The organism is Pandoraea sputorum, assembly GCF_000814845.2.
Classification (GTDB): Bacteria; Pseudomonadota; Gammaproteobacteria; order Burkholderiales; family Burkholderiaceae; genus Pandoraea; species Pandoraea sputorum.
The window spans coordinates 2,670,345-2,696,105 of record NZ_CP010431.2 but is presented as its reverse complement, the minus strand read 5'-3'; the positions used below and the strand labels follow the sequence as shown (position 1 = coordinate 2,696,105).

The 25,761-nt window shown below is 62.2% G+C and carries 22 protein-coding genes; 7 read left to right on the top strand and 15 right to left on the bottom strand.

The genetic code is table 11. The features are described from left to right. Positions 1–15: 15 nt before the first annotated feature. Positions 16–918, bottom strand: coding sequence for a LysR family transcriptional regulator (locus NA29_RS11885; protein WP_039398389.1), 903 nt, complete (start codon positions 916–918; stop codon positions 16–18). A gap of 163 nt (positions 919–1,081) precedes the next feature. Between NA29_RS11885 and NA29_RS11880 the strand changes: the two genes are divergently transcribed. The 3 genes from NA29_RS11880 (at position 1,082) to NA29_RS11870 (ending at position 3,368) form a co-directional block, all read left to right on the top strand. Then, positions 1,082–1,816, top strand: coding sequence for an SDR family oxidoreductase (locus NA29_RS11880; protein ID WP_039398387.1), 735 nt, complete (start codon positions 1,082–1,084; stop codon positions 1,814–1,816). Between the two features lie 11 nt (positions 1,817–1,827). Further along, complete coding sequence (locus NA29_RS11875; RefSeq protein ID WP_039398385.1) at positions 1,828–2,364, top strand: hypothetical protein; 537 nt, start codon at positions 1,828–1,830, stop codon at positions 2,362–2,364. Positions 2,365–2,447: 83 nt separating this feature from the next. Beyond that, a complete protein-coding gene (locus NA29_RS11870; protein ID WP_039403188.1) occupies positions 2,448–3,368 on the top strand; it encodes an SDR family oxidoreductase in 921 nt (306 codons plus the stop codon). 70 nt (positions 3,369–3,438) lie between these two features. Here NA29_RS11870 and NA29_RS11865 read toward each other — a convergent pair whose 3' ends face one another. The 4 genes from NA29_RS11865 to NA29_RS11850 all read right to left on the bottom strand — a co-directional run bounded on the left by NA29_RS11865 (position 3,439) and on the right by NA29_RS11850 (position 7,647). Beyond that, the gene (locus NA29_RS11865) at positions 3,439–4,815 is read right to left on the bottom strand and encodes an aldehyde dehydrogenase family protein (RefSeq protein ID WP_039398383.1); all 1,377 of its coding nucleotides are present in this window, start codon (positions 4,813–4,815) and stop codon (positions 3,439–3,441) included. A 133-nt stretch (positions 4,816–4,948) separates the two neighbouring features. After that, positions 4,949–5,359, bottom strand: a complete 411-nt coding sequence (locus tag NA29_RS11860) for a GFA family protein (RefSeq protein ID WP_039398382.1) — start codon at positions 5,357–5,359, stop codon at positions 4,949–4,951. A gap of 96 nt (positions 5,360–5,455) precedes the next feature. Further along, positions 5,456–6,487 carry a LacI family DNA-binding transcriptional regulator gene (locus NA29_RS11855; protein WP_039398380.1) on the bottom strand — a complete coding sequence of 344 codons (1,032 nt, stop codon included), beginning with the start codon at positions 6,485–6,487 and terminating at the stop codon, positions 5,456–5,458. A gap of 107 nt (positions 6,488–6,594) precedes the next feature. Next, on the bottom strand, positions 6,595–7,647 hold the full coding sequence (locus NA29_RS11850; RefSeq protein ID WP_052252861.1) for a D-cysteine desulfhydrase family protein: 1,053 nt from the start codon (positions 7,645–7,647) through the stop codon (positions 6,595–6,597). Positions 7,648–7,824: 177 nt separating this feature from the next. Between NA29_RS11850 and NA29_RS11845 the strand changes: the two genes are divergently transcribed. Continuing rightward, positions 7,825–8,796: a LysR family transcriptional regulator gene (locus NA29_RS11845; protein ID WP_039398378.1), complete on the top strand. Its 972-nt coding sequence runs from the start codon at positions 7,825–7,827 to the stop codon at positions 8,794–8,796. 28 nt (positions 8,797–8,824) lie between these two features. On the opposite strand, the gene NA29_RS11840 is transcribed toward NA29_RS11845, so the two are convergent. From NA29_RS11840 to NA29_RS11820, 5 genes are all read right to left on the bottom strand, one after another. Next, the gene (locus NA29_RS11840) at positions 8,825–10,519 is read right to left on the bottom strand and encodes a hypothetical protein (protein ID WP_157127391.1); all 1,695 of its coding nucleotides are present in this window, start codon (positions 10,517–10,519) and stop codon (positions 8,825–8,827) included. Between the two features lie 264 nt (positions 10,520–10,783). Next, positions 10,784–11,443 carry a DapH/DapD/GlmU-related protein gene (locus NA29_RS11835; protein WP_052252860.1) on the bottom strand — a complete coding sequence of 220 codons (660 nt, stop codon included), beginning with the start codon at positions 11,441–11,443 and terminating at the stop codon, positions 10,784–10,786. Between the two features lie 12 nt (positions 11,444–11,455). After that, positions 11,456–12,268 (bottom strand): phosphonate ABC transporter, permease protein PhnE, encoded by an 813-nt coding sequence (phnE, locus tag NA29_RS11830; protein ID WP_052252859.1) that lies wholly within the window; start codon positions 12,266–12,268, stop codon positions 11,456–11,458. After that, entirely contained in the window at positions 12,265–13,125 is an 861-nt protein-coding gene (locus NA29_RS11825; RefSeq protein WP_224786780.1) for a phosphonate ABC transporter ATP-binding protein, read from the bottom strand. The genes phnE and NA29_RS11825 overlap by 4 nt, the downstream gene beginning before the upstream one ends. Before the next feature lie 5 nt (positions 13,126–13,130). Continuing rightward, positions 13,131–14,030 (bottom strand): phosphate/phosphite/phosphonate ABC transporter substrate-binding protein, encoded by a 900-nt coding sequence (locus NA29_RS11820; RefSeq protein ID WP_039398374.1) that lies wholly within the window; start codon positions 14,028–14,030, stop codon positions 13,131–13,133. Positions 14,031–14,270: 240 nt separating this feature from the next. On the opposite strand from NA29_RS11820, the gene phnF reads away from it, so the two are divergent. Next, positions 14,271–15,047: a phosphonate metabolism transcriptional regulator PhnF gene (gene phnF / locus NA29_RS11815; protein WP_095178445.1), complete on the top strand. Its 777-nt coding sequence runs from the start codon at positions 14,271–14,273 to the stop codon at positions 15,045–15,047. Positions 15,048–15,110: 63 nt separating this feature from the next. Here phnF and NA29_RS11810 read toward each other — a convergent pair whose 3' ends face one another. Continuing rightward, positions 15,111–16,556 (bottom strand): NAD-dependent succinate-semialdehyde dehydrogenase, encoded by a 1,446-nt coding sequence (locus tag NA29_RS11810; protein ID WP_039398372.1) that lies wholly within the window; start codon positions 16,554–16,556, stop codon positions 15,111–15,113. A gap of 80 nt (positions 16,557–16,636) precedes the next feature. Beyond that, positions 16,637–17,776 (bottom strand): 4-hydroxybutyrate dehydrogenase, encoded by a 1,140-nt coding sequence (gene gbd / locus NA29_RS11805; RefSeq protein ID WP_039398370.1) that lies wholly within the window; start codon positions 17,774–17,776, stop codon positions 16,637–16,639. A 122-nt stretch (positions 17,777–17,898) separates the two neighbouring features. Between gbd and NA29_RS11800 the strand changes: the two genes are divergently transcribed. Both NA29_RS11800 and NA29_RS11795 read left to right on the top strand, forming a co-directional pair. After that, positions 17,899–18,918, top strand: a complete 1,020-nt coding sequence (locus NA29_RS11800) for a LysR family transcriptional regulator (protein ID WP_084104219.1) — start codon at positions 17,899–17,901, stop codon at positions 18,916–18,918. A 93-nt stretch (positions 18,919–19,011) separates the two neighbouring features. Continuing rightward, positions 19,012–20,355, top strand: coding sequence for an MFS transporter (locus tag NA29_RS11795; protein ID WP_039398368.1), 1,344 nt, complete (start codon positions 19,012–19,014; stop codon positions 20,353–20,355). An 81-nt stretch (positions 20,356–20,436) separates the two neighbouring features. Here the strand turns inward: NA29_RS11795 and NA29_RS11790 are convergent, their stop codons facing one another. From NA29_RS11790 to NA29_RS11780, 3 genes are all read right to left on the bottom strand, one after another. After that, positions 20,437–21,123 (bottom strand): hydrolase, encoded by a 687-nt coding sequence (locus NA29_RS11790; RefSeq protein ID WP_039398367.1) that lies wholly within the window; start codon positions 21,121–21,123, stop codon positions 20,437–20,439. Between the two features lie 122 nt (positions 21,124–21,245). Continuing rightward, complete coding sequence (locus tag NA29_RS11785) at positions 21,246–22,451, bottom strand: GGDEF domain-containing protein (protein WP_052252858.1); 1,206 nt, start codon at positions 22,449–22,451, stop codon at positions 21,246–21,248. A 220-nt stretch (positions 22,452–22,671) separates the two neighbouring features. Beyond that, on the bottom strand, positions 22,672–25,728 hold the full coding sequence (locus NA29_RS11780) for a hypothetical protein (RefSeq protein ID WP_072633264.1): 3,057 nt from the start codon (positions 25,726–25,728) through the stop codon (positions 22,672–22,674). Positions 25,729–25,761 lie beyond the last annotated feature (33 nt).

Genomic DNA, 25,761 nt, shown 5'->3' with positions numbered 1-25,761 from the left:
TGCGAGTTCGCGTGGTCAGCGACCTTTGTCCTGAACGCGTGCGAATTGCTCCGACAGCCACTCGGTGAAGACCTTTACACGACGCGACAACTGACGGCTTTGCGGATAAAGCACCGAGACCGGCATCGGCGGCGGCGGATTGTCCGCCAGAACGATCTGCAACCGCCCGTCCACCAACTCGCTTTCGATGCGATATCGCGGCACCTGAACGAGCCCAAGACCGGCGAGCGCCGCACCGGTATATAAATCCGCACCGTTCACGGAAATGTTCGATTTCAACCGCCGGGTGACGTATTCGTCGTCGAGACGAAAGTCCAGTGGCACGGGCCGCCCTGTCACGCTGGAAACATAGTCGACGGCAAGGTGCGCGTCCAGATCCTCAACGTCGTCCGGCATACCGTAACGCTGCAGATACGCAGGACTGGCGACCGTGACCTGTTCCATCGTCGCGACCTGCCGACCGACCAGCGACGAGTCTTGCAGCACGCCCGCGCGCAGCACGCAGTCCACCCCTTCTCTGACCATGTCGATCAGCCGGTCGTCCTCGCCCACGTGCAACGCGATGCCGGGATAAGCGTCGAGGAAAGTGCCGAGCGTGGGCATGATGAAGTGCTTGGCGAGCGTCCCCTGAAGATTCACCCGCAGCAGTCCTTTCGGCGGCGCGTTGCGAAATGCACCGTCGGTCTCCTCCAGATCGGCCAGCAGTCGCACGCAGCGACGGTAATACTCCTCCCCCTCCAGCGTCAGCCGCACCTGGCGCGTCGTACGCTCCAGCAACCGTACGCCGATGCGTGCCTCCAGCCGCTTGATCAGATTGGTGACGGTCGCACGGGGGATCTGCAGATCGTCGGCCGCGAGCGAAAAGCTGTGCCGGTCGGCGATGCGCACGAAAACCTGCATTTCCTGAAATCTGTCCATGGTGTTCTGCCCCTCGGGTATTGCCGGTCATCCGTGCCGTTGCCCGCCATAGTGCCATCGATTTGTTAAAGCAAATGGAATTCTGAAAACAAATCACCCCCAATGATCTTTCAAATGGAATGAACCAGAATGTCTTCACCGACCACCTGAACTGGAAACCACCATGAAAACGTCTCAAATCGCTCTGATCACCGGTGCTTCGCGCGGCATTGGCGCCACCATCGCCCGCCGCCTCGCACGTGACGGCTTCTCCGTCGCCATCAACTACGCCTCGAACGCCGCCGAGGCCGACGCGCTGGCGGCCGAACTTCGGGACGCCGGGACCGCCGCCATCGCGGTGAAGGCCGACGTCTCGAAGTCAGCCGAGGTGAAAGCGATGTTCGATACGGTCGAGCAACGGCTTGGCAAGATCGACGTGCTCGTGAACAACGCCGGAATTCTCAAGACGGCCCCCCTCGCGCAAACCAGCGACGAACTATACGAACAGAATTTCGCGATCAACACGCGTGGCGTCTTCAATACGCTGCGCGAAGCGGCGACGCGCATGAACGAAGGCGGTCACATCGTCAATGTGTCGAGCACCACGCTCGGCCTGAACATGCCCGGCTACGCCATCTACAACGGCACCAAAGCGGCAGTGGAGTCCTTCACGCGTGTGTTCGCCAAGGAATTGCGTGGACGTCGCATCACCGTCAACGCCGTTGCGCCGGGCCCGGTGGCGACTGAATTGTTTCTGAACGGCAAGACAGACGAGCAGATTCAGACCTTTGCCAAGATGCCGCCGCTCGAACGCCTCGGGCAGCCCGACGATATTGCCAATGTCGTGGCGTTTCTCGCCGGTCCGGACAGCGGCTGGGTCAATGGTCAGGTGCTGCGCGCCAACGGCGGCGTGGTCTGAACATCACGGCCATGAAGCGCTTTCGCCAAACCTCCGTGCTGCTGGCGCTCACCGCGCTGATGGGGGCGATGGCCGCATGTGCGCGCCCCGACCCGCAGGAGACACCGTCCATGAAATCCAGCGTGACCTACTTGCACCTGCTGCGCCACACCCCGTTCTTCACCGAACTCACGACCGACCAGTTGCGCTGGGTCATCGGACACTCACGCGAGTGGGAGGTGACCACGGGGCAACCCATCGTCACACCCGAAAGCCCGAACGATTTCAACGGGTACTGGATCTTGCTGGATGGCGGATGGGATTTGATCGTGGGCGGCCAACGTTACCCGAGCGGGCACGCCGATCCGGGGAAATGGTTCAACCGTGATCGCGTGAGCAACCACGATTACCGGCTCACTGCCAACGATCACAGTTACGTCATGCATATTGCCGCCGCCGACATGGACGACATGCTGGCGCGAGGTTTCAGGCTCGACCGTCACCTCGCCGCAGGAAAGCAGTTCTACAGCGGTCTGAATGCAACCAACGGATTGCCTGCCGCGCAGTAGCGCAGGCGGTGTCGATTCCTTCCGATTCCAACGAATTCAATTTACGTTTTCTCGTGTTTTTCTCTTCCCAGGGAGCCGTCGTCATGTCTCAAGCCGTGCCTCAAACCATTCTTATCACCGGTGCCTCGTCGGGCTTCGGCCTTATGACTGCCAAGGCGCTCGCCAAGGCGGGCCACACTGTCTACGCCTCCATGCGTGACACCTCCGGCAGGAATGCGCCGCGCGTAGCGGAAGTGGCGCAATGGGCGTCGGACAATGCCGCGAACCTGCGCACCGTCGAGCTGGACGTGCAGTCGGATGCGTCGGCCGCTGCCGCCATCCAGAGCGTGCTCGCCGACGTGGGCCGTCTGGATGTCCTCATCCACAACGCCGGGCATATGGTTTTCGGTCCCGCCGAAGCCTTCACGCCCGAACAAATGATTCAGCAGTACGACGTCAACGTGCTCGGCGCACAACGTGTCAACCGCGCCGCTCTGCCGCACCTGCGCAAGCAAGGACGCGCGCTGATGTTGTGGGTGGGCTCGTCGTCGACCCGGGGCGGCACGCCGCCGTTCCTCGCGCCGTACTTCGCTGCTAAGGCCGCCATGGACGCGCTGGCCGTGTCGTATTCGACCGAGCTTTCGCGCTGGGGCATTGAGACGACGATCATGGTGCCGGGCGCATTCACCAAGGGGACGAACCACTTCGCCCACTCGGGCAAGCCTGCCGATGCGCATATTGCTGCCGAGTACGAGCAAGGGCCGTATGCGGGGGTAGCCGAAGCTGCGCTCAAAGGACTCGCCAGTCTGGAGCCGGGCGACGCGGACCCCGCTGAAGTGGCCCGTGAGATCGTGCGTGTCGTCGATCTGCCGCACGGCCGTCGCCCGTTCCGCGTGCACGTCGACCCATCGCAAGACGGCGCGGAGGTTGTCAACGCGGTGGCAGACCGCATGCGCCGTGAAATCTACAAAGCCATCGAACTCGGCGATTTGCTGACGCCCCGTCAGGCGGTGGCGCAGTCCTGAGCGACTGACGCGCAAGTACCGATGCGCAACTCCTTGCACGGGGATTGCGCATCGTCGGCTTGACCTGACTTCAGCCGACGTCTGCCACGCGAATCAGCTTGCGGTTCAGAAACTCACCCATCCCGATCTCAGACAGCTCCCGCCCGAAGCCGGAGTTCTTGACGCCACCGAACGGCAGTCCCGGCGAATCGGCAAAGCACGAGTTGATGTAGACCATGCCGGAATCGATGTGCGACGCGATGCGCCGGGCGTTATCCACGTCGGCATCGAACACGTAGCCGCCCAACCCGTAAGGCGTGGCATTCGCCAGCCGGATGGCCTCTTCCTCAGTGTCCACGACGTAGAACGACAGCACCGGCCCGAAAGCTTCCTGCGTGTAGAGCGGGTTATTCGCGTCAATGTCCGTGATAATCGTCGGCTCAAGATAGAAGCCGGGGCGCGCAACGCGCTTGCCGCCAAAGACGATGCGGCCCCCTGCTGCTTCGGCGTCATCGATCTGCTTGAGCAGTCCGTTCAGCGCGCGTTCGCTAACGAGCGGACCGAGCAACGTGTCCTCGTCGGTCGGGTCTCCCACCTTGATGGCCGCGAATCGCTCCCGCAGCGCCGTCAGCATTTGCTCGCCGCGTTCGCGTCCGATCACGATCACGCGTTTGATGTTGACGCACCCTTGTCCCGAGTTGAACGTACGGCCCATCACGATCTGCTCGGCGGCATGATCCAGCGGCGCGCCGGGCATCACAATCGCGGGATCGCTGCCACCAAGCTCCAGAATGACCTTCTTCAGATTGCGTCCGGCGCGCTCTCCGACCGACGTGCCGGCGCGCTCGCTTCCCGTCAGGGCGACGCCGCGCACGCGGAAATCGTCGATCAGCTTGCCGATCTGCTCGATGCTGCAGAAGAGATTGGTGTAAGCGCCCTGCGGTGCCCCCGCCTCTTCGAACAAGCGTGCGAACGCCAGTGCACATTGCGGCACATTCTCCGCATGCTTCATCAACACCACGTTGCCTGCGATCAGTTGCGGTGCGGCGACGCGGACCAACTGGTAGTACGGAAAATTCCACGGCTCGATGGCGAGGATCACGCCGATGGGCTCGGACAGCAGCACGGCGCCCGGTTCACCCGGCAGCGCCTGCGCCGCCAGCAGACGTTCGCCATTGGCAGCGTAGTAATCGAGAATATCGGCGACGAGATCGATCTCCATGTAGCCGAAGCGCGTGACTTTGCCCATCTCAAGCGTCGGATAGGTGACGTATTCGTCGCGCTTCTCGCGCAAGATCTTGGCGGCACGCGCAATGACGGCGATGCGCTCTGCCACTGGTCGGAAACGCCAATTCTCGCGATACAACCTGTCGGCCTTCTCCAGGGCGCTGAAGACCTCGGCGTCGGATTGAAGCGGAAACTCTTTCAGAAGTTGGCCCGTTGCGGGGTTGATGCTCTGGAAGCTCATGAGAAAACTCCTTGCAATGGATGCGTTAGCTGAGAACGTCGGGGCCATGGAGCCTCGACAAAAACGTAGTGAAAATGCTGAATCGAAAACGTTTTCGATTTTGGGTAAAGCAATGTCATACGACGTGAACCCATCAGGCCATACGCGCCTGCCTGAAGCGCGACGTGCCTTCGGGAGACACATGCCACGCGACGCTGCAGTCCGTGTAAATCTCTGCTTGCGGACGCATGCCTGCCTTGTCGTTGAGCGTGCCCGCCTTGACTAATACGATGCCGGGCAGGTTCGAGGCCTTCGTCATTACTGGCGAACCGCAATGTCCGCAGAAGTGCCGATAGGATGGCGTCCCGCTATCCCCGATATCGACGAGAAATTTCGTCTCGCCCGTCTGCTCGTAATCGGCCTCCCTGACCAGCAGGTTGACCGAAAACGCACTGCCGCTCGCCTTCTGGCAATGCGTGCAATGGCAAATTACGGTCGCTTGCGGTTCATCTTTCAACGTGTATCGGACAGTGCCGCACAGGCAGCTTCCTTCGCGTACTTTCATGGGGCAGCCCCTCATAAAACAGTTAGAATCGAAAACGTTTTCGTCATCAGTGTCAAAAAATGGCCGTGTGATAGCACGACCGCACGATGCCCAAGGCTATTGGGCGTCGATGGCACCGCCATGAGAGCCACGCAGGATCAACTCCGGCGACCAGACTTCTTGCAGCGTTTCGATGGGGCGGTCATCGAGGTGCGCCAGCAGCAACTGCACCATGCGCTTGCCCGCTTCCACCGTCGGCGCGGAAAACGTTGTCAGTGGCGGATTCAGATACGGGCCGAGTGGATGATTGTCGCAGCCAATGACACCGATGTCGGCGCCGGGACGTCGCCCCGTTTCGACGATGGCCTGCATGGTACCGCTCGCGATCAGATCGTGCCCGCACATGAATGCCGTTGGCGGGTGCTTCATGCTCAGCAGTTGCCGTGCGCCGTTCAATCCGCCCTCCTCGGACAGATCGCACTCCACGACAAGATTGGGATCGAACGGGAGCTTCGCTGCGTCAAGCGCGGCAATATAGCCCTCGCGCAGATGCTGACTGAGCATGAGGTAGCCCGGTGTACTGAGCAAGCCGATGCGGCGATGTCCCAGACCGATGAAGCGCGCGGTGCCATTGCGTCCTGCCACCGTACGGTCGATGTCGACATAAGGAAACGGATCACCCGTCTCGCTCCGCCCCAGCGTCACGAATGGAATTCCGCGATCCTGGAGCAGCTGGATGCGAGCATCGTCGCGCCGCGTCCTGCCGAACATGACGGCGTCGACACGCTGGCGCTCGACGAGCCGGTGAAAGCTCTCGACTTCCGATTCCACCGTTCGCGCCGTGACGATGACCAGCTGGAACGGTGTGTTCTCCAGTCCCTGATCAATGCCCATCAGAAGATCGAGAAAGAACGGCTGCGCGAAGTGCGCTTGCGGTGGCGACAGGACAAAGCCAATCGTCTCCGACGACCCCATGCGCAACCGTCGGCCAGCAGGGTCGGGCGAGAACCCCAGCCCGCTGGCGGCTTCCAGCACGCGCTGTTTCGTCGCCTCGCTGACGTCCGAGCGGCCATTCAAAGCCTTTGAAACCGTAGACACGGAAAGGCCCAGATGGCGTGCAAGCTCGACGATGTTGGTCCGCTGTTTCATTACAGGCTTCGTAGTTTGCCGAATTCGAAAACGTTTTCGATGAGGCGAACTATAGCAGAAGCGAAACGATCTTGCCGGGCGGGCGCCATGCTGGCCAGTAAACCCCGTCAAATGGCCGTCGCCGACTGCGCCAACATGTCGCGGTAAGCAAACAGGCCCGGTAAGCCGCCCGTGGCGACGAACAGGACGTTCGACCCTGCGGCAATGCGCTCACTCCCAATATCGGCCAACAGCCCCGAGAACGCCTTGCCCGAGTACACCGGGTCCAACAGAATGCCCTCGGTTCTGGCGAGTAGCCGGACCGCGTCGGCCATGGCCTGTGTGGGGATGCCGTAGCCCACGCCCCGATAACCCCCGTCGACCAGGACGTCGGCGTGCTCATCCACGTTCGCCGGGTTGCCGCCGAGCAGTTCCAGCGTGCTGCGCGCCAACGCGGCCGTTCTTGCATGCGTCGCGTCGCGCTCGGCCAGCACCGAGTAGGCTTTCACCCGCTCACCGCGCTGCCCGGCGAACGTCAACCCGGCAATCAGTCCGGCCTGCGTGCCGTGGCTGCCGTTGGGTACCACGATATGACGGAATTCGATGCCGTTCTGCGCTTCGAATTCGAGAATTTCCCGAGCGCACTTCGCATACCCCAACGTCCCTAGCGGTGACGAGCCACCGGCAGGAATCACCATCACACGACGCCCTGTGGACGCCAGCTCGGCTGCCCTCGCGTTGGCGACAGTCATGACATCCCGATCCGACGGCACGACCGTCAACGTTGCCCCGAATATCCGGTCGAGCAGCACGTTCCCGCCTTCGCGGTACTCGGTGCTTTGAATCGGCACCATATCGGAGAGAAACAGTTCGCAGGCGAAGCCGAGCTTCGCGCAGGCGGCCGCCGTGAGTCGCGCGTGATTCGACTGAACGCCGCCTACGGTAATCACTGTGTCAGCACGCTCCGCTTGCGCCTGTCCAAGCAGGAACTCCAGCTTGCGAAGTTTGTTGCCGCCGTTACCGGTATCGCCGATATCGTCGCGCTTGAAGAATATCCGGATGCCGCGCGATTGCGCGCCACACGCCTGCTCCAGACGCTCGATGCGCGTAATCGGCGTCGGCAGTCGCGTCAGTGCGACGCTTGGAAATTTTTCCAGCGCAGATGCCAGTGTTGAAATCAAGATGCCTCCTTATCGGCGATTGAGCGATCAAGCGATCCGGTGATTCGTTAGCCTCAAAAATGACTTATGCTAATTCGCACGAATTTGCATGCATTCCTACGGTGTGACCGAAGCATGGTCTAGAAATCCCGATAGCGTGACAAGCGACGATTTTTTACTTTGGAGTTAGACAAACTAATGCGAAACAAGGTCGACGCTTCGCTGCTTGGCGCATTGCGCTCGTTCACCGTGGCGGCAAAACTGCTCAGCTTTACGCGGGCGGCAGACGCGCTCAGCCTGACCCAAAGCGCCATCAGTCAGCAGATGCGTCAGTTGGAACGACGTCTGGGGTATCCGCTGTTCGTGCGCGGACATCGAAGTCTGGCGCTGACCTCGGAAGGGGTTACGTTGCTAGCAGGCGCACAGCGGGCGTTCGACGAAATCGAATCGACGCTGGCGAGCATTTCCAATTCGGCCACGCCGGTGAAGGTCGGGTGCTGCCCTTCGTTCGCACTGCATTGGCTCGTGTCGCGGCTGTCGCAGTATCACCAGCACGACGAACGCAACCCGGTGCAGTTGATGGCCGAGTTCGGCGCGCTTGGTGTCGCGACGGACAACATCACGGAAATCGATCTCGCGATCCGGTACTGCGCCGAGATCCCGGACACATCCGGCAATCGCACCGGATTGTTCGACGAGTGGCTGATCCCGGTGGCAACGCCTGCCTATGTCCAGCGCAATCCGATACTGGCCGACGGACGCCTCGATGCGTCCTGCGTGTTGCTACACGATGCGTTTGCGTGGCCGGGGGCGGAAGCGTCCGCAGAATGGCAGGCCTGGATGCAAGCGATCCGGCCCGACTGGCTGCCGTTCGTGAATGGCCCGAGCTTCAATCTGGCGAGCATGGCGTATAGCGCAGCGCTCAATCATCAGGGCGTGGCTATCGGCCGTGCTTCATTGATTTTGGATGAACTGGCAGACGGCCGACTCGTGCCCTTGCTGCCGGTGGCGGTTCGCTCGCCAGCAAGCTACTGGACGGTGACGCGCAATCGCGAGTCGCCATCTGTCGGCGTGTTCGAGGAGTGGCTGGCGACTCAGGCGGCGCAGTTTGTGCAAGGCCGTACGTCGGCGTTGCACCGGATGGGCATCGATCTGATCGAAAGGGACTAGTGCGGTAGCGCCGTAGTGCCCTATTGCCCTATTGCCCGCCCTTTTTCTTCTTTCCTCGTCGCTTGCTAACGGGGGCTTCGGGTTGTTCAACGGAGGGATCGAACGCTTTCCCGTCCAGCGCTGAGTCTGCCTCTGCCTTAGTCGCCTGCGCATACTCCGCACTGAACTTGCCGCTGTCGAGCAGTTGCGGGGCGAGGGTGTCGTTCATCGGGATGCCCGGCACCCATTGCGCCACATTGTCATCGAGCGCTGAGGTTTTTCCGGTCCCTCGATACTTGACGACCATCTCGTTCCACGCGCCGCCATGCACATTCGCGCGAGAGTGTTCGGAGAACGTCTGGTAGAAGATCGCGTTGCGACGCAATGGATCGTTCAACTTTTGTTCGAAGGTCTCACGCAAGGGGTTGTGACCCGTGCCTAGTGCCGAATGCGTCTTCCTGACGTGAAGGCCGTCCCCCTTGTCTTCATGACTATAAGCCCCCACGGACGACTGAATATCCCCCTTGTCGAAGAAGACCGGCCGAGTCACATAAGCGCGCATCGCTTTGGCGTGCTCTTGCAGATTCTGCTCGTCGGCATCTAATTCGTCCTCCGGTGATTTCGACCGGAATACCGATTTGGCGGTCTCATTGAACAGGCTAAAGCCCGCGTTCAGGTTTTCGGGCAAAAGCGCAGCAGCCGTGCCGCGATCGCGAAGGAAAACCGTATTCCTCAGGTTGTCCTTGAGGTCGCCGTAAAGCAACGACGACGGCGCAGCACCGATTGGCACGAGTCCAGAGTCGGCCTCTTTCGTTTTTTCCTTATGCGCCCTGAAGCGCACCGGATCCAGGGCGACGTTCAGTGCGTCGGCCCCCACAAGCTCTTTGCCGCCCTCCTCGCTCGCACCCAAGTCGGTGGATTCGGCGATCCGTTTGGGTTCATGCCATGTGCGGTAAACGACCCGGTTTTCCTCAAACGCCGTGTCGAGTGAATCCGTTTCTTCATGCGTCGCAATGGCGTGCATCAGGTCCGTACCAAACTTCAGAATGGCTGCGGCAGGCAACGACCGCAGACCCCCATGAAACGCAAGCAGCATCTCCGACTTGGCCTGCTGCTTTGCCTCGGCCTTCAGCGACTTGTCCTCATCGATTTCCGCAAGACACTGCATGAAGGCCGCGTAGGCATCCGCTTGATCTTCCTCCGGAAGCTCGTCCCGCCAGACAACATCAGGCCGGTCCGGATGGCGCGCACCGTCCTTCGGCTTTTCCGAACCACTGGCGAGACCTTCGATGACGCGGCCCGTCAACACCGACACCCACGGATTCAGACGCGCCTGAAGTTCGAAACGCCCGCCCGTGAGCGGTCGAATACGTGTGTCCTTCGGACGCAGTTGGCCCACCTGGCGCGCAATCGATATGGGATCGGAGGTCGCTTCGATGCCTTTCATCTGCACCTGAGCAGGCGTGATGACGGCAGTGTTGCCTTGCAGCGCATCGGCCACAGGCGTCGCGTTGGGCTGGGTGATGGGTTTTAGCGATTGCGCCAGATGGCGGAGATTGACCGCTCCGACGTCGGGCCGCCGACTCAACGCAACTTCACCGTCGTTAAGTGCCTCTTTCAGGCCTCGCGCGTGAAGATCGTCGCGACGGTCATGGGGCATGCGCCGTTGCGCAGGTGCACCTTCCGAGGGGAAAAGACCGCCGATGCGTTTGCGCTGTGCGATGGCCCGGGGGCTGTCGTTCATGGCGCTTTGCAGACTGCGCAACTGTGCAGTGGCGGGCCGGTTATCTACGAAGTGGTAGCGTTGTGTGACCGTTTCCGGTCGGGAAACCTCCGGTGCGACCGAGGCCCGATTGTCGTTATCCTGATGCGGCTTCGCATGGAATTGCATGGTCGGTGACGCTCCCGTCGGTTGTCCCGGCAATTCCGGCGGATTCTACTACGGAAGCGCGCGGCCGACGCCCCCGGCATTGCGGCACGTCAGCCCCATCACCCTCATCACCCCGTCCTACCGCTCGTACTTCTCCACGAACGCTGCGGAACTGAGGATTCTGAAATCGGCGAGCGCCGCGTCCAGTTGCGCCGGATTCCAGTCCCACCACCCAATCGCCTGCATGCGCTCGGCGGTGCGGTCGTCCATGCGATAGCGCAGCACCCGGGCTGGAACACCGACGACGATGGCGTACGGCGGCACGTCCTTCGTCACCACTGCACCGGAGCCAATCGCGGCCCCCGTGCCGATGCTCACGCCCGGCATGATGATCGCGTTGTGGCCGATCCAGACGTCCGGGCCGATCGTGATAGCGTCCTGCGCGCGCCAGTCGAAAATCTCGGCATCGTCGTCGAGCGACATACCATATGATCGCGAGCGATACGTGAAGTGATGCAGCGTCGCGCGCCACATCGGATGATTCGATGGATTGATGCGAACGCCCGTCGCGATATTCACGAACTTGCCAATGTGCGCGTGCGCGATCTGGTTGCTGCCCATCGCGTAGCCATAGTCGCCAATTCTCGATGCCCGCACCGCCGAATTCGGTCCGAGATAGGTAAAGCGCCCGAAATCGCTATCACGCACGAGCGATGTCGGATCGATCTCCGGTGTCTCGCTCAACACTCGAGCGCCGGTCCACGGATCGACGCCCTCTCCGCAATTAATACGTTGCATACCGAGTTGCCCTCAATGCACGAGACTGCGCAGGTACGCCGAAGCGCGCTCCGCACAAGCCACCAACACGAACGTGACGATCAGCAGATACGACACCGTCTGGTAGTCGAACAGGTTCATCGCCGTGAGCAACTGGAAACCGATGCCGCCCGCCCCCACGAAGCCGAGTACCAGCGACGACCGCAGGTTCTCGTCGAAACGGAACAACCCGATGCCCAGCAACGAAGGTAATACGCCGGGGATGACCGCATGGGTGAGCACGGCGATGCGTCCTGCTCCGGTAAGTGTCAGGGCTTCCACAGGCCCCATGTCCATGTCTTCGATGACTTCGGCGAACAGACGTCCGAGCATGCCGACCGAGTGCACGGCGAGCGCCAGTGCGCCGGGGAACGGCCCGAGACCGACCGCCGTCACAAACAGCAACGCCCAGACCAGATCGGGTACCGCGCGCGTCACACCGATCACCGCACGTGCACCGTAGTAGAGCGGCAAGCCCGGCGTGACGTTCTTTGCCGCGAGAATCGCCAGCGGGAACGCCAGCACAATGCCGAACACTGTGCCGAAGATCGCCAGGTCGATCGTTTCGAGCACCGGGCGTAAGTTCGGAATGAACTGGGCAAAATCCGGCGGCATGGCGCGCGAGATGATGTCGGCCATACCGTGTGCGCCGGTGATCAGATCCTGCGGACGCGCCTGCACGACGATCCACGCCTGCACGAACAACGCGATGCCGATCACCGCACCGATCAACATCAGCGCGCTGCGCATGCCCGCAGGCATCTCTCCCGGGCCACGACCACCCCGCATTTCAAGCACTGTACTCATGAAGCCTCGGTGACATAAAGATTGGAGATTTGACCTGCAGAGACTTCGCGCGCTGGCCGATCGAATTCCATCACGCCGCGACGCAGTCCGACCATGCGATCGGCGTAACGCATGGCGAGATCCGGCTGGTGGAGCACCACCACGACGGCCAGTCCGTCCTCGGTCGCAAGACGACGCAGCAGGCGCATGACTTCGTCCGCTGCCTCGGGATCGAGACTCGCGACGGGTTCGTCGGCCAGCAACACGTGCGGCTCCTGCGCGAGGGCACGGGCGACGGCGACACGTTGCGCCTGACCCCCAGACAGCGTGCCCGCACGTTGTTTTTCGAGATGCAACAGGCCGACTTCATCGAGATACGCGCGCGCCGGTTCGATGGTCTCGCGCGGTACGCGTCCGAGCGCGGTCGAGAGGGTGCGGTGACGGCCGAGTGCACCACAGCACACATTGGCGATCACGCTGCGACGCTTGACCAGATTGGCGTTCTGCGAGATCAGTGCAAGCGGCAGACGTGCTTCGCGCAGCGGCTCGCCGGACAACTTGACCAGATCGCGTCCGGCCAGATTCACACTGCCCTGCGTCGGCCGGTTGATCCCGACCACGCACTTCATGAGCGTTGATTTGCCGGAGCCATTGCTGCCGAGCACCACGACCATTTCGCCGGCCCCGACCGACAGATTGAAATCACGCAACGCGGTATGACCGTTCGCGTAGCACATCGTCAGATTCTGAACGGCGAGCTTCACACCGGGGGCGAGTCTGGTACGGCGACACGCTCCCGGCGTGCTGGCATGGGCGGCCCCGGCGGCCGCGAGCGCGTCAGCCGGGGTCAATGCCAATCCGTCCGTTGCTTTGGACAAGGTGTTCACAGTTTCGACAGATCGATATGGAGGGTGGAGACGAGATCGCGAATCTGGTTGTAAGCCGCGTCGTTCTGCGGCACGGTCTTGAGCGCCGGAGTCGCGTTGGCGGCCATGAACTTCTGGTCGGCTTCCGGCAGTTCCTTCAGGTCGAGGTTCGACAGGATCTTCGCCAGACGTGACTTGAACTCAGCAGGCAGATCGCCGCGAACGGCCATCGGGTCGACCGGGATCGGGTCCGACTTCCACAGCGTGACGTAGGCCTTGTCGTCGTATTCGCCGTGCAGACGCGCGCTGGAGATTTCTTCGCTGTTCAGTTCGCCAGCAACGACCTTGTGGTTGCGCAGAGCTTCGAACGACGCCGTGTGGCTGCCCGCATAGATGGCCTTCACACCCTTGTCCGGGTCGATGCCGTTCTTGCGCAGACCGTAGGCCGGGAACAGGTGGCCCGAGGTCGATGCCGGATCGGCGTACGCGAAGGACTTGCCCGCCGTGTCGGCAAGCGTCGTCACGCCCGAACCCGGCCACGTGACGATCGATGCGTAGTAGTTTTGCGGCGAACCGTTTTCGTTGGCGAACGTGGCGACGGCTTCGGCATGCGCGACCTGATGCGCGAGTACGTAGCCGAGCGGGCCGAACTGGGCGAATTCGAGCTTGTTGTTGCGCATCGCTTCGATCTCGGCGTTGTAGCTCGTGGCGATGTACAACTCGACCTTGCAACCGAGCTTGTCGCCAATCAGTTTGGCGAGATCGGTGTAGACGGGCAGCATACGCGCCGACGATTCGTACGGCTCGACGCCAAAGCGGACGACACCATTGTTCGGGCACTCGCCTGCGGCGTGTGCTGCACCGCTGGCGACAGCAGCAAAGAAGGCGAGCGCGGCGAAGCGTTTAATAGCTTTCATGAATTCCCTCTGGGTTGTACTACGGGCATGCGAAAACTCTGCTGCGGATTCTAGGAATCGGACATGACAGAACCGTGATGCATTTATCTGAACGTCTAGATGATTTTGTTACTAAAAATTACGCTCGGAAATCGTGACGATTCTGCATACGGACACGCCAAAGTCACACATCCATCACGTCGCGCGCACTACAATGCGCCCTGATCGATGAACATATGAAGTCCAGGGGATGACGTCGCTATGACAGCGAGCGGGAATGCAGTATTGAGTGCAAATGCAGGCAATGGGGAGCGCGTGGAGCGCGGCGCAGGCGTGGCCGTCTGGCGTCAGATCGAGCAGATTCTCGCCAGGGAGATTGCCGCCGACGGCTTCGGTGACGAAGGCCGCCTGCCGAGCGAAGGGGAACTCGCGAAGCGCTTCGACGTGAACCGTCACACGGTGCGCCGCGCGGTGCTCGGGCTGGCCGCGAACGGTCTGGTGAGCATCGAACAGGGACGCGGCACCTTCGTGCAGCGCGGCGCTATCGACTACCTGATCGGACGGCGCACACGCTTCACGGAGAACCTGCGTCAGCAACACCACGCGGCCGAGGGACAGATGCTCTCAGCGGTGCGTCTTCAGGCCGATGCGGCCGTCGCCAAGGAATTGGAATTGCGTGTGCGCGCCCCGGTATGGCGCATCGAGTCGCTGCATGCGGCCGACGGCGTGCCGCTGACCTACGCGTGCAACTGGTACCCTGCCGCGCGCTTCCCGGATCTGCCGAGCCTGCTCGAAGAAGACAGCAGCATCACGCACGCGCTCGCCTCGATGGGTGTGCCTGACTATCTGCGCAAGTGGAGTCGTATCGGCAGCGTGCTGCCGGACACCGAGATCGCGTGGCGGCTCGGCGTGAATCGCCAGCAACCGGTGCTTTGGGTCGAGAATGTCGACGTCGATCTCGACGGCGTGCCGATCAAATACGGCATCACGCACTTCGCTGCTGACCGCGTGCAACTGATGGTCGATACCTCGAATTGACTTTCCGCGAACGCGGCACCCCGGGAATGGAGTGCCGCGCATTTCAGACGATCACTCAGACGATCAGTTCGCCATGACCGAGACAGCCTTCGTCACGAGATAGGCTTCCATCGCTTCCGGTCCGCCTTCCGACCCGTAGCCCGAATCCTTCACGCCGCCGAACGGCATTTCGGGAGAAGGTGCAGCGGGCTGGTTGACCCACAGCATGCCCACTTCCAACTGTTGCGAAAGCAGATGCACGTTGCGGAACGATTGCGTGAACGCGTAACCGGCCAGCCCGAACGGCAGGCGGTTCGCCTCTGCAATCGCATCTTCGAGCTTATCGAAGCCACGGATGGCCGCCACCGGGCCGAACGGCTCGTTGTTGAACACATCGGCTTCGAGTGACACGTCGGTCAGCACCGTCGGTGCGAAGAAGTTGCCCGACGTGCCGACGCGCTCGCCGCCCGTCGCAATCGTCGCACCCGTCTTGCGTGCGTCTTCGATCACGCGGCTCATGGCCGTGACACGACGTGCGTTGGCGAGCGGGCCGAGCGTCGTGCCTTCAGCAAGACCGTCGCCCAGCTTCAGCGATTCTGCGTGCTTGACGAGCGCCTTGGCGAACTCGTCCTTGATGCTGTTGTGCACGAGAAAACGCGTCGGCGAGATGCACACCTGCCCTGCGTTACGGAACTTCGCACCACCGGCCGCCTTGATGGCCAGCGCGAGGTCCGCGTCTTCCGCCACGATCACAGGCGCATGACCGCCCAGTTCCATCGTCGCGCGCTTCATGTGCAGACCGGCCAGCGAGGCCAGTTGCTTGCCGACCGGCGTCGAGCCGGTGAACGTGATCTTGCGGATGATCGGGTGCGGAATCAGATAACTGGAAATCTCGGCCGGATCGCCGAAGACCAGGCCCACCACACCAGCGGGCACACCCGCGTCGACAAACGCTTGCAGCAACGCGGCAGGCGACGCCGGGGTCTCTTCCGGTGCCTTGACCAGGAACGAACAGCCGCAGGCCAGCGCAGCGCTCAGCTTGCGAACGACCTGGTTGACGGGGAAGTTCCACGGCGTGAAGGCGGCGACCGGACCGATCGGCTCCTTGAGCACCGTCTGCTGCGCATTCAGATTGCGCGACGGCACGACACGGCCATACACGCGCATGCCTTCGTCGGCGAACCATTCGATGATGCCTGCGGCGGAGAGCACTTCGATACGCGCCTCGGCAAACGGCTTGCCCTGTTCCTGCGTCATAAGACGCGCAATCGAATCGGCACGCTCGCGCACGAGAACAGCAGCCTTGCGCATCGTCACGGCACGCTCGGCGGCCGGAATCTTGCGCCACGTGGCGAAACCACGCTGGGCGGCGTCGAGTGCGCGGTCGAGGTCGGCGATGCCCGCATGCGCGACTTTACCGATGGCGTTGCCCGTCGCCGGGTTGACGACGTCGAGCGTCTTGCCGCTGGCGGCATCGCACCACTCGCCGTTAATCAGAAGTTTGGTGTCTGTATAACCTGACGTAACCATATGAATTTCCTGAGAATGATTGGGCAAAGGCAAGGCGTACGAACCGATGCTCATCGGCCCTGCGTACGCCCCGCTGCGCGTTACATCGACGCTTCCAGCATCTCGCGATAATCCTCAGCCGAGGCATCTCGCGGGTTGGTCTTGTGGCTGTGATCTTTCAGCGCACCCTCGATGATGCGCGGGAACTGCTCGCGAGTCACCCCCAGTTCCGCAAGTCCGCCCGGCAGGCCGAGTTTTGCGGTCATCGCGGCAATCGCCGGACCGACGTCGTCGCCCGAGGGCAGCGCCATCGCCTGTGCCAGCCGGTCGAGCTTTGCGTCGTCCTGCATCGAAGGTGCCGTGCGATTGAACGCGATCACGGCAGGCAACAGGATAGCGTTGAGCGTGCCGTGATGCAGGCGAGGATTGATGCCGCCCAGTGAGTGGCTCAGGCTGTGCACGCAGCCGAGGCCTTTCTGGAAGGCAAGCGCACCTTGCATCGAAGCGCTCATCATGTTCAGGCGTGCCTCACGATCGGACGGCTCGCGTGTCGCGCGCTCGATGTGCCGCCAGGCGCGCCACAGGCCGTCGAGGGCGATACCGTCGGCGGGCGGGTTGAACGCCGGGGCCATGAACGTTTCCATGCAGTGCGCGATGGCGTCCATGCCGGTCGCGGCGGTCATTCCGGCAGGCAAACCCAGCGTCAGTGCGGGGTCGCAGATCGCCAGACGCGGCACGACGTACGGAGAGATCACACCAACCTTGCGGCCGTCGTCGAGGATCAGGATGGCGCCACGACCGACTTCGCTGCCAGTACCGGCGGTTGTCGGAATCGCGATCACCGGGGCGGTTGCTGACGTAATACGCGCAGCGCCGCCTTCGATCACAGCGAAACTCTGCAACGGGCCCTCGTGCGTTGCGCACACCGCAACACCCTTAGCCAGATCGATGGAAGAACCGCCGCCCAGCGCAATCACACCGTCGCATTCGTTCGACCGGTACATGGCGACCGCCTCGCGCACGACCGATTCGTTCGGGTTCGGTGGCGTCGCGTCGAAGACCGGCACCAACTCGCCCTGCCCCAGTGCGCTCAATACCGTGTTGAGCAAACCGGCGGCCCGAATGCCCGCGTCCGTCACGATCAACGGGCGGCGGATACCGATGCGTTCGCACTCGCTCGCGAGAAGCCGGATCGAGTCGAAGCCGAACTGGATCTGGGTGATGTAGTTGATGAGGGACATAGTAGATGACGAAAAGTTATAGGAAAGCTATGCTCACGCAGAGATTTCGCAGTGTATGGCCCATCGCGCTGCGGCGATATTGACAGCATTTGATAGCGATATAACTTTTCATCAAGACAATGATGCCTCCCTCGCTCAATTCGATCATCTCCCGGCTGCACGTCAAGCAACTCCGGTTGCTCATCGCCATCGAGGAACACGGTTCATTGCTAGGCGCGGCCAAGCAGCTCGCGATGACACAACCTGGCGCGAGCAAGGCGCTGCATGAGATCGAGACGACCTTCGGCACCGCCCTGTTCGAACGCTCGAACCGTGGCCTCGAACCGAACGCCGTAGGGCACTGTGTGATTCGCTACGCACGCCTGATCCAGTCGGATCTGGCGCACCTGCGCGAAGAGATGGTCGGGATCATGCGCGGACACGGCGGGCGCGTGTCGGTCGGCGTGATCATGGGGGCCGTGCCGTTGCTCACCGATGCCATCACGGCGGTCAGCGAAGCGCAGCCCGATATGTCGATTGAAATCGTGGAAGACACGAGCGCCGCCCTGCTCAGTCAGATCGACGCCGGTCGGCTCGATCTCGCCATCTGCCGCACAAGCGTCAGCCAGACCCCCTACCTCTACGACAGCACCTTCGTTCAGGACGAAACGCTCGCCGTCATCGCCAATACTGCGCACCCGCTGGCCGACGCCGCCCATGTGTCGCTGGAAGATCTCGCGCACTATCGCTGGGTCGTCTATCGGGCCAACATGCCGATGCGACGGCTGCTAGAACGGGAGTTTCATGACGCAGGCTTGCGCTTCCCCGCGCATTTACTGGAAACGACGTCCGCCTTCGCGACCGTCTCTTTGCTTCAGAAGAACCCGTCGCTGGTCGCGCTGGTGTCGATCGACGTGGCGCGCTTCCATACCGGACATGGCATCGCCCGTACGCTTCCCCTGACCCTGTCGTCGCTCAGCGAGCCATACGAACTGGTCACGCGACGCGGTGCCCCGCTGTCGCACGGCGCGCAGATGCTAATGGATGCCATCGTCGCGAACGGCGCTGCCCGGGGGAATAAGCGGCACGCCCTCCTCGTCCACGGTATTGCTGGTATGCGTCCCTCGCATGGCGAAGGGGCGCGCCGCAGCCGTCTGCTCTGAGAAAAAGTTATAGCGCTAACGCAAACGTTCAGTGTACTGCCGCCTCCTGCCTTTGTAGACTTCGTCCGGTCATTAAAAAACAAGGTGGAGACAATGAGCGGAATAGCGCCCAACAGCGCAGGCACCCCCGGCCTGACGTCAGCAATGAAAGAAGCGATGGTGCCCGACGCCGAGCGTCGGCGCGCACTCCTCGGCAGTGCCGTGGGCAGCACCATCGAGTGGTACGACTACTTCCTCTACGGAACGATGGCGTCCATCATCTTCGCCAAGCAATTCTTCCCGAGTACCGACCCGCTGGTCAGTAACCTGCTGGCGCTGGCGACGTTCGCGCTGGCCTTCGTCATTCGTCCGCTGGGCGGCGTGATTTTCGCGCACATCGGCGATCGCGTCGGCCGCAAGAAGACGCTCGCCATCACGCTCACGATGATGGGCATGTCGACGGTACTCATGGGTTTGCTGCCCAACTACGACCAGATCGGCGTATGGGCACCGATCCTTCTCTCCGTACTGCGGCTGATGCAAGGGCTGGCGCTCGGCGGCGAATGGGGCGGCGGTGTGTTGCTCGCGGTCGAGTATTCGCCCCGCCATCGTCGCGGCTTTTACGGTGCTGTGCCGCAGACGGGTGCGGTGCTCGGGCTCGCGCTGGGCAACATCATCACGTCACTACTGAGCAACTCGATCAGCGACGCCGACTTCCAAAGCTGGGGTTGGCGTATTCCGTTCGTCGGCTCGATCGTGCTCGTGCTGATCGGCATGTGGATTCGTAACGCCGTGGGCGAGACGCCGTCGTTCAAGAAAATCATGGCCACGCGCACTGAAACGCGCATTCCGCTCAAGGAAACGCTGCAGGACCACTGGCGCTCGGTGCTGATCGCCATTGGCGCTAAGGTCGTGGAAACGTCGACGTTCTTCCTGTATGCCACGTTCACGATTTCGTACATGATCGGCCACGGCTTTGCGCGCTCGGACATTCTGAACATCGTGCTGGTTTGTGCGCTGATCGCCTTCCCTTTCATGCTCTACTTCGGGCATCTGTCGGATAAGATCGGGCGCAAGAAGGTCTTCCTGTGGGGCACGGTCGCGTTCATCGTGTGGATCGGGCCGTATTTCTGGCTGCTGAATCAGAAGTCGATTCTGCTCGCGTCAGTGGCCGTGGGCGTTGGCCTGAGCGTGATCTGGACGACCTATGGCTCGATGATCGGCACGTTGCTCGCCGAGGCGTTCCCGCCCTCAATTCGCTATACCGGGATGTCGCTCGGCTATCAGATCGGTGCTGCGCTCGTGGGTGGTCCGATGCCGCTGATCGCCACCGCGCTCGTCGCCTACTTCGGCGGCAGCTACGTGCCGGTGGTCTTCTTCATGATCGCGTGTGCGCTGGTGTCGGTCGTTGCCGTCGCGCTGGTGAAGGATCGTAGCGGGTTGCCGCTGGACGACTGAGCGTCTCGAACGTAACTCGCAAAAAAGGCCGCCAGCGTCAAACTGGCGGCCTTTCTTATTACGTCGAACGGTGAAGAGCGATCAGCGAGCCGGGACCGGGGCCAGCGATTCGTGCGTGCCCGACGTGCGCTGCGGGGCCTTGTGCACCATCGTATAGGCGTAGTCGACGCCCATGCCGTAGGCACCTGCATGTTCCTTGACGAGCTTCATCACGGCGTCGTAGGTATCGCGGCGCGCCCAGTCGCGCTGCCATTCGAGCAGCACCTGCAACCACGTAACCGGTACCGCGCCTGCCTGCACCATGCGCTGCATGGCGAAATCGTGGGCTTCCTTGCTGGTGCCGCCCGAGGCGTCGCCGACCATGTAGATTTCGTAGTCGCCTTCGAGCATGGCGCACAGGGCGAAGGTCGTATTGCAGACTTCGGTCCACAGGCCCGCCACGATCACCTTCTTGCGGCCGTTGGCCTTGAGCGCGTCGCGCACCTTCTGGTCGTCCCACGAATTCAGCGAGGTGCGCTCAAGGGTCTTCGCGCCGGGGAATACGTCGAGGACTTCCGGATAGGTGTAACCGGAGAACGATTCGCTCTCGACGGTCGTGATCGTCGTCGGGATATTGAAGATCTTTGCGGCCTTGGCCAGACCGACCACATTGTTCTTCAGCGCCTGACGGTCCATCGACTGAACACCGAATGCCATTTGCGGCTGGTGGTCGATGATGATGAGCTGGCTGTTCTGAGGGGTCAAGACTTCGAGCTTGGGATTCGACATGGTCAGGGTCCTTTGACTTTACGTTGCGCGCGGGTGCACAGTGCAACCCGACGAAAGACTAGTCGACCCGGGGGATGCCGGAATATCACCTGATGGTATTAGTCCCCAAAACGGCGGCACGTTCAGCCCGCGGCCGCCTTGCCCGCACCCGTGCGCCGGTCCCAGCCCTCGGCCGGACGCACTTCGGTGTCCGGCACGACCACGACGCAGTTCCGACCGTTTGCCTTTGCGGCATAGAGCGCCGCGTCGGCTCGGGCCATCACGGTCGCCAGGGTGTCTCCCCGGCCGAAAGCGTCCACACCGGCACTGAGCGTAGGCACCACATCCCGGCTCGGGATGCATGAGCCGGAGGTTGCCACAATGTCACGCAGCCGGTCGACGAGGCGCCCCGCTTCCTCTTTCGTGACGTGTGGCAGCAGCAAGGCGAACTCTTCTCCGCCGATGCGTCCGACGACGTCGTCCGCCCGGATAGATCGCGAGATCAGCGACGCCACATGCGCCAGCGCGCAGTCCCCGGCAGCATGCCCATACCGGTCGTTCACGCTTTTGAAGTTATCGATATCGAGAATGGCGACGGACAACGGCGTGCGCCCAATCTCGCTTTGCATGGCAACGGTTTCGGCGCGAGCAATGAAGGCGCGGCGCGCCAGCACGCCGGTCAGGTCGTCGTAGGTGGCGAGCCGCTCCATTCGGTCGGCGAGCCTGTCGTGCGCCAGCAGCACCATGCCGACGGACAGACTCGGGAGCGTGAGCGTGGCCATGCCAAGGAAGAGCACGTTCAGGGGTGTCGGCTCAAGGAACACCGTTTCATGGACGAGGCCCAGCGCATAGGCAATCGAACGAACCCCATGTACGACCGCGCCGAGCGTTGCGGCTACCGACACGAAGTAATACGCGTACTTGGGCCGTCCCGGCGGACGGTGCCTCAGCACCATCCAACCAATGTTAAAGCGGACGTAGGCGATGACGCCCGAGATCATAGCGCTGCGGGCATCGACGTGCGGGGACACGAACGTCCAGTACATCAGCAGACCGAGGATCGCAGCGATAGCCACGTATTCCCACGCGTAGTCGGGGCGCGTGTTCAGAAACTGACGGAAACCCTGTACCCCGAGAAGCGAGGCAATCATCAGCAGGCTGCTCGACGTCGCGACGACGATATCCGACGTGCCGGAGAGCAACAGCGCGGACGTCACGGCCAGCAGCGCGCTCGCCACGCTCCACAAGCGAACTCCCGGCACGTGCGCCTGATACAGCGAGCCGAGAACCGCCACGCTCATGACACACGAGAGGATCGCGATGCTGATGAAGACTGCCGGGATAGACATGTAGACCTGGCGAAGTATTTTGTTTCGTATATCGCCGGAACGGGCCAAGGGGTGTGCGTGCTGCGCGGCCCCCCGATCGTCATCCCCGCGATGACCCCGTTCTTCGGCTTGTTTAGTCGCCAGCATAGCCGAAATCGGTGGCGGGCCCACGTCGTTTTGCAAACGACGCAGCCCGCCTCGCTTCGTTCTCTTACCGCCTACGTCGACTGATCTTGTCCGATTAAGGCTGGTCGTCGCGCGCTTTGAGCTGGTACTGGTACCAGGCGATCACCGCGATGATGAACAGCACCAGGAAAATCGGGATCATGTAGCCGCGCGCGAGCCATCGCAGGAACGGATCGCAGAACAGCAACGCCAGTCCCAGCAGAATCCACACGGCAGCCACGACCAGTGCGGGTGCGTGATGATAGCGCGCCATCCATTCCCGCCAGCGGCACGACACGTAGTACGCCACGCCGCACCCGATCAGCAACAGCAGCACGAGCTTTGTCGCCAGCCGGAAAGCGTAGAGGTTCTCGCAGACCGTCTTGCACACGGCGGACGATTGCGCGCCGGGCGGATCCTGATAGTGGTCTGCGATGCACTCGCTGATGCTGCGCGTCAGCGTACAGGCCTGCACGCCCTCCATCGCCCTGGGCACCAGCGAGTCCACCGTCGGCATCGCCGGATCGGTCTTTTGCGCCGCGCCGGCGGCGCTCAGCGGCATTGGCCAGAAGCCGATCCCGCCGAAATTGTCCTGCGCATAGACGATGTCGTCCTGGAGTTGCTGCCAGTTGTCGTTGTCGAACGTGATGACAGGCACGATCTGGCGCAGCACCGTCATGCGTTCCTCACCGTGAAGCCCGGCTTCGACCGATTCGCGCAGCGCCTTCTTCGAATCGGTGGTCGGCTCGTCGAGCAGCACCAGAAAGTTCGGCCGACGCTTCTGGTCGCGCTCGACACGGGCCAGCAGGTCCGTCACGGCGTTTTTGTCGCTATCCGTTACCAACTGCATGAGGTTTGCATAGCTGTAGACGCCATGCCCGACGCGGTCGTGCCGCAGCATGACGTCGATGCGATCCCCCGCCCTTGCCTTGCGCAAACGGCTGCGCAACTGATCCACGAACTGGTTGAAGGCCTGCACCGACACCGGGTCTTCCGGATAGCCGTCGAAGAACAGCACCACGCCGCTGCCGTTGGTCGGCGCAAAGCGCGCGCCGAACGGAAGTCGGTTCGAGACGGCGGCGGTCCAGTTTTGCAGCCCGGTCGAGAGCAGTCGCACGATGTCGTCGCTCAGGCGATTGAGGACGGCGACCTTACGATCCTTGTCGAGCCGGGTCCATGAGCGCCAGTCGTTGCGCTGAATGACCCACTGCACATTGCTCTGATGGCGCTGAGCGACGGACACGAAGTCCCCCGGCAATGACGCCGACGTCTGTGCCAGATCGACGAAGCTACTGCCGTAGTTGGCTTGGACCAGCCGCCCGGTATCGTCGAACGTCGCCCCGTAGTAGCCAATGCGCGAGAGCGTGCTGAAGTCGACGTTTTGCTTCGGCCCGGCCATCCAGAACGGGAAGAAGCCGTACACCTCACCGTCCAGACGGTCCAGAACACACCCACAGCCGTTGCCGTCCCAACTCACCTGCTTGTTCGGGTCGAATGCGGGCTTCTTGCGCGCGGTGGCGACCAGCGACGGGCGGAGGCGGTCGTACAGCGCCTGCATCAGTTGCGGCAGCGACAGGGTGTCGACGTTGCTGCATGCGCCCTTGCGCCACAGCGCTTCGAGTTGCGCGAACAGCGCGGGATCGCGCAGGACCGCCGACAACTGCTGCATCTGTTCGGCGGAGACTTTGCGTGCGTCGGCCACGCTGCCCGGAATGCCGGTGGGGCACGCGCCCACGCCCTCGCGCAGACGCGCCATCACAGCCCGGTCGAACAACCATAATTGGGGATATTGCAATCCCTGCAGCCCCTTGAGCATGTCGAGGATGACCGGCGGCACCGATTCGTTCCTCCGACTTGACGCCAGCTCTGCGAGCGCCTGAGCCGTCAGCACATAAGTGGTTTGCGATTGCGCCGCCCGTACGATCTCGGGGACATAAGGATCGACCGGGGTCTTGATGTCGGCCGTGGCGTCGAGAATTGCTTCGTTGAAGTCCGCCTGACTCGCATACTCTTCGGTCAACCCGGCGACGGCATCGATGATCGGCGTGGGCACACGGGCGTCGTTGCGAAGTTGCGCAAGCGAGGCTTGCGTCAACTGATAGGTCGTTGTGATCGCCACCGCACGCGCTTCTGGCAGATAGGCTTCCGCCTGCTTGCCCAGGTCCTTGAGCGCATCGAGCACCGCTGCGTCGAACAGCGGTTGGTTCAGGTACACCTTGTCCTGCAAGGCGGAAAGGTGATCGATGACCTTCGACTTCGACGCCAGCAAGGTGAAGTCCGCAGCGTCGAGCGTGTAGTTGTAGATCGTGAGCAGCGCACGGTCAGGATCGGGGCCTGCATTGCGGTTGCCGTCGGTGTCGAGGTGGTACAGCCACAACATGGCGGCGATCTCGTCGTCCGTGCCCGCGAGACGGATCTGGTAATAGCGGGCCTGTTCTTTTGCGTCGAACCCGTCGATCCACTTCCCGAGGTCTGCGCCGACCAGATCGGCCTTCCATTGTGGATGTGCACGCACAATCGACGCGAATTTCAGCAGCGCCTGCACCGACGCGCTCGTCAGGTTCCCCACGGGCTGCATCTTGAAGTCGAGCCAGAATCGGTTCAGCCACGACAGGGTAATCGGGCCGACAAGGTTGTCGGACAGGGGCCGCGTGCTCTCTCGGTACGCCTGAAGATAGGCCGGATCTTCCGAGTAGATGATGAGCAACGCTTGCTGGATGGCACGACGCGTGGCAGGCGCGAGATGCCGGACGACATCCGCCGAAATCAGCACCGTGGCCGGGCCGGAGGTCGGTTCGGGCTTCACCTGAACGGTGTTCACGATGTGCCATGCCTGCTCGGGCGTCATTGGCTGGCCATCGCTGCCGATGGGCGGTGCCATGCGCGAGAACTTCCCCGTCGACGCTTCGACGGGGGCCGCGACGGCTTGCGTGGGGGCGCCCTTGACGGCCACAGGTTGCGAGGTTGGTGCGGAGACGGCGGGTGCTTCCGTAGCAGAAGCCGCTTGCGGTGCTGACGCCCCTGCCGCGCTCGCTGCACTCGCCTCACTCGCCTCACTCGCTGAGATCGTCTCTGCGTCGACGGCCGGTGCAAGCATGAAAAATCCGAGCACCACCGCACCGGCTAACGGCATCCACCTGCGGGCACTTCTCAGAAAGTCGACAGG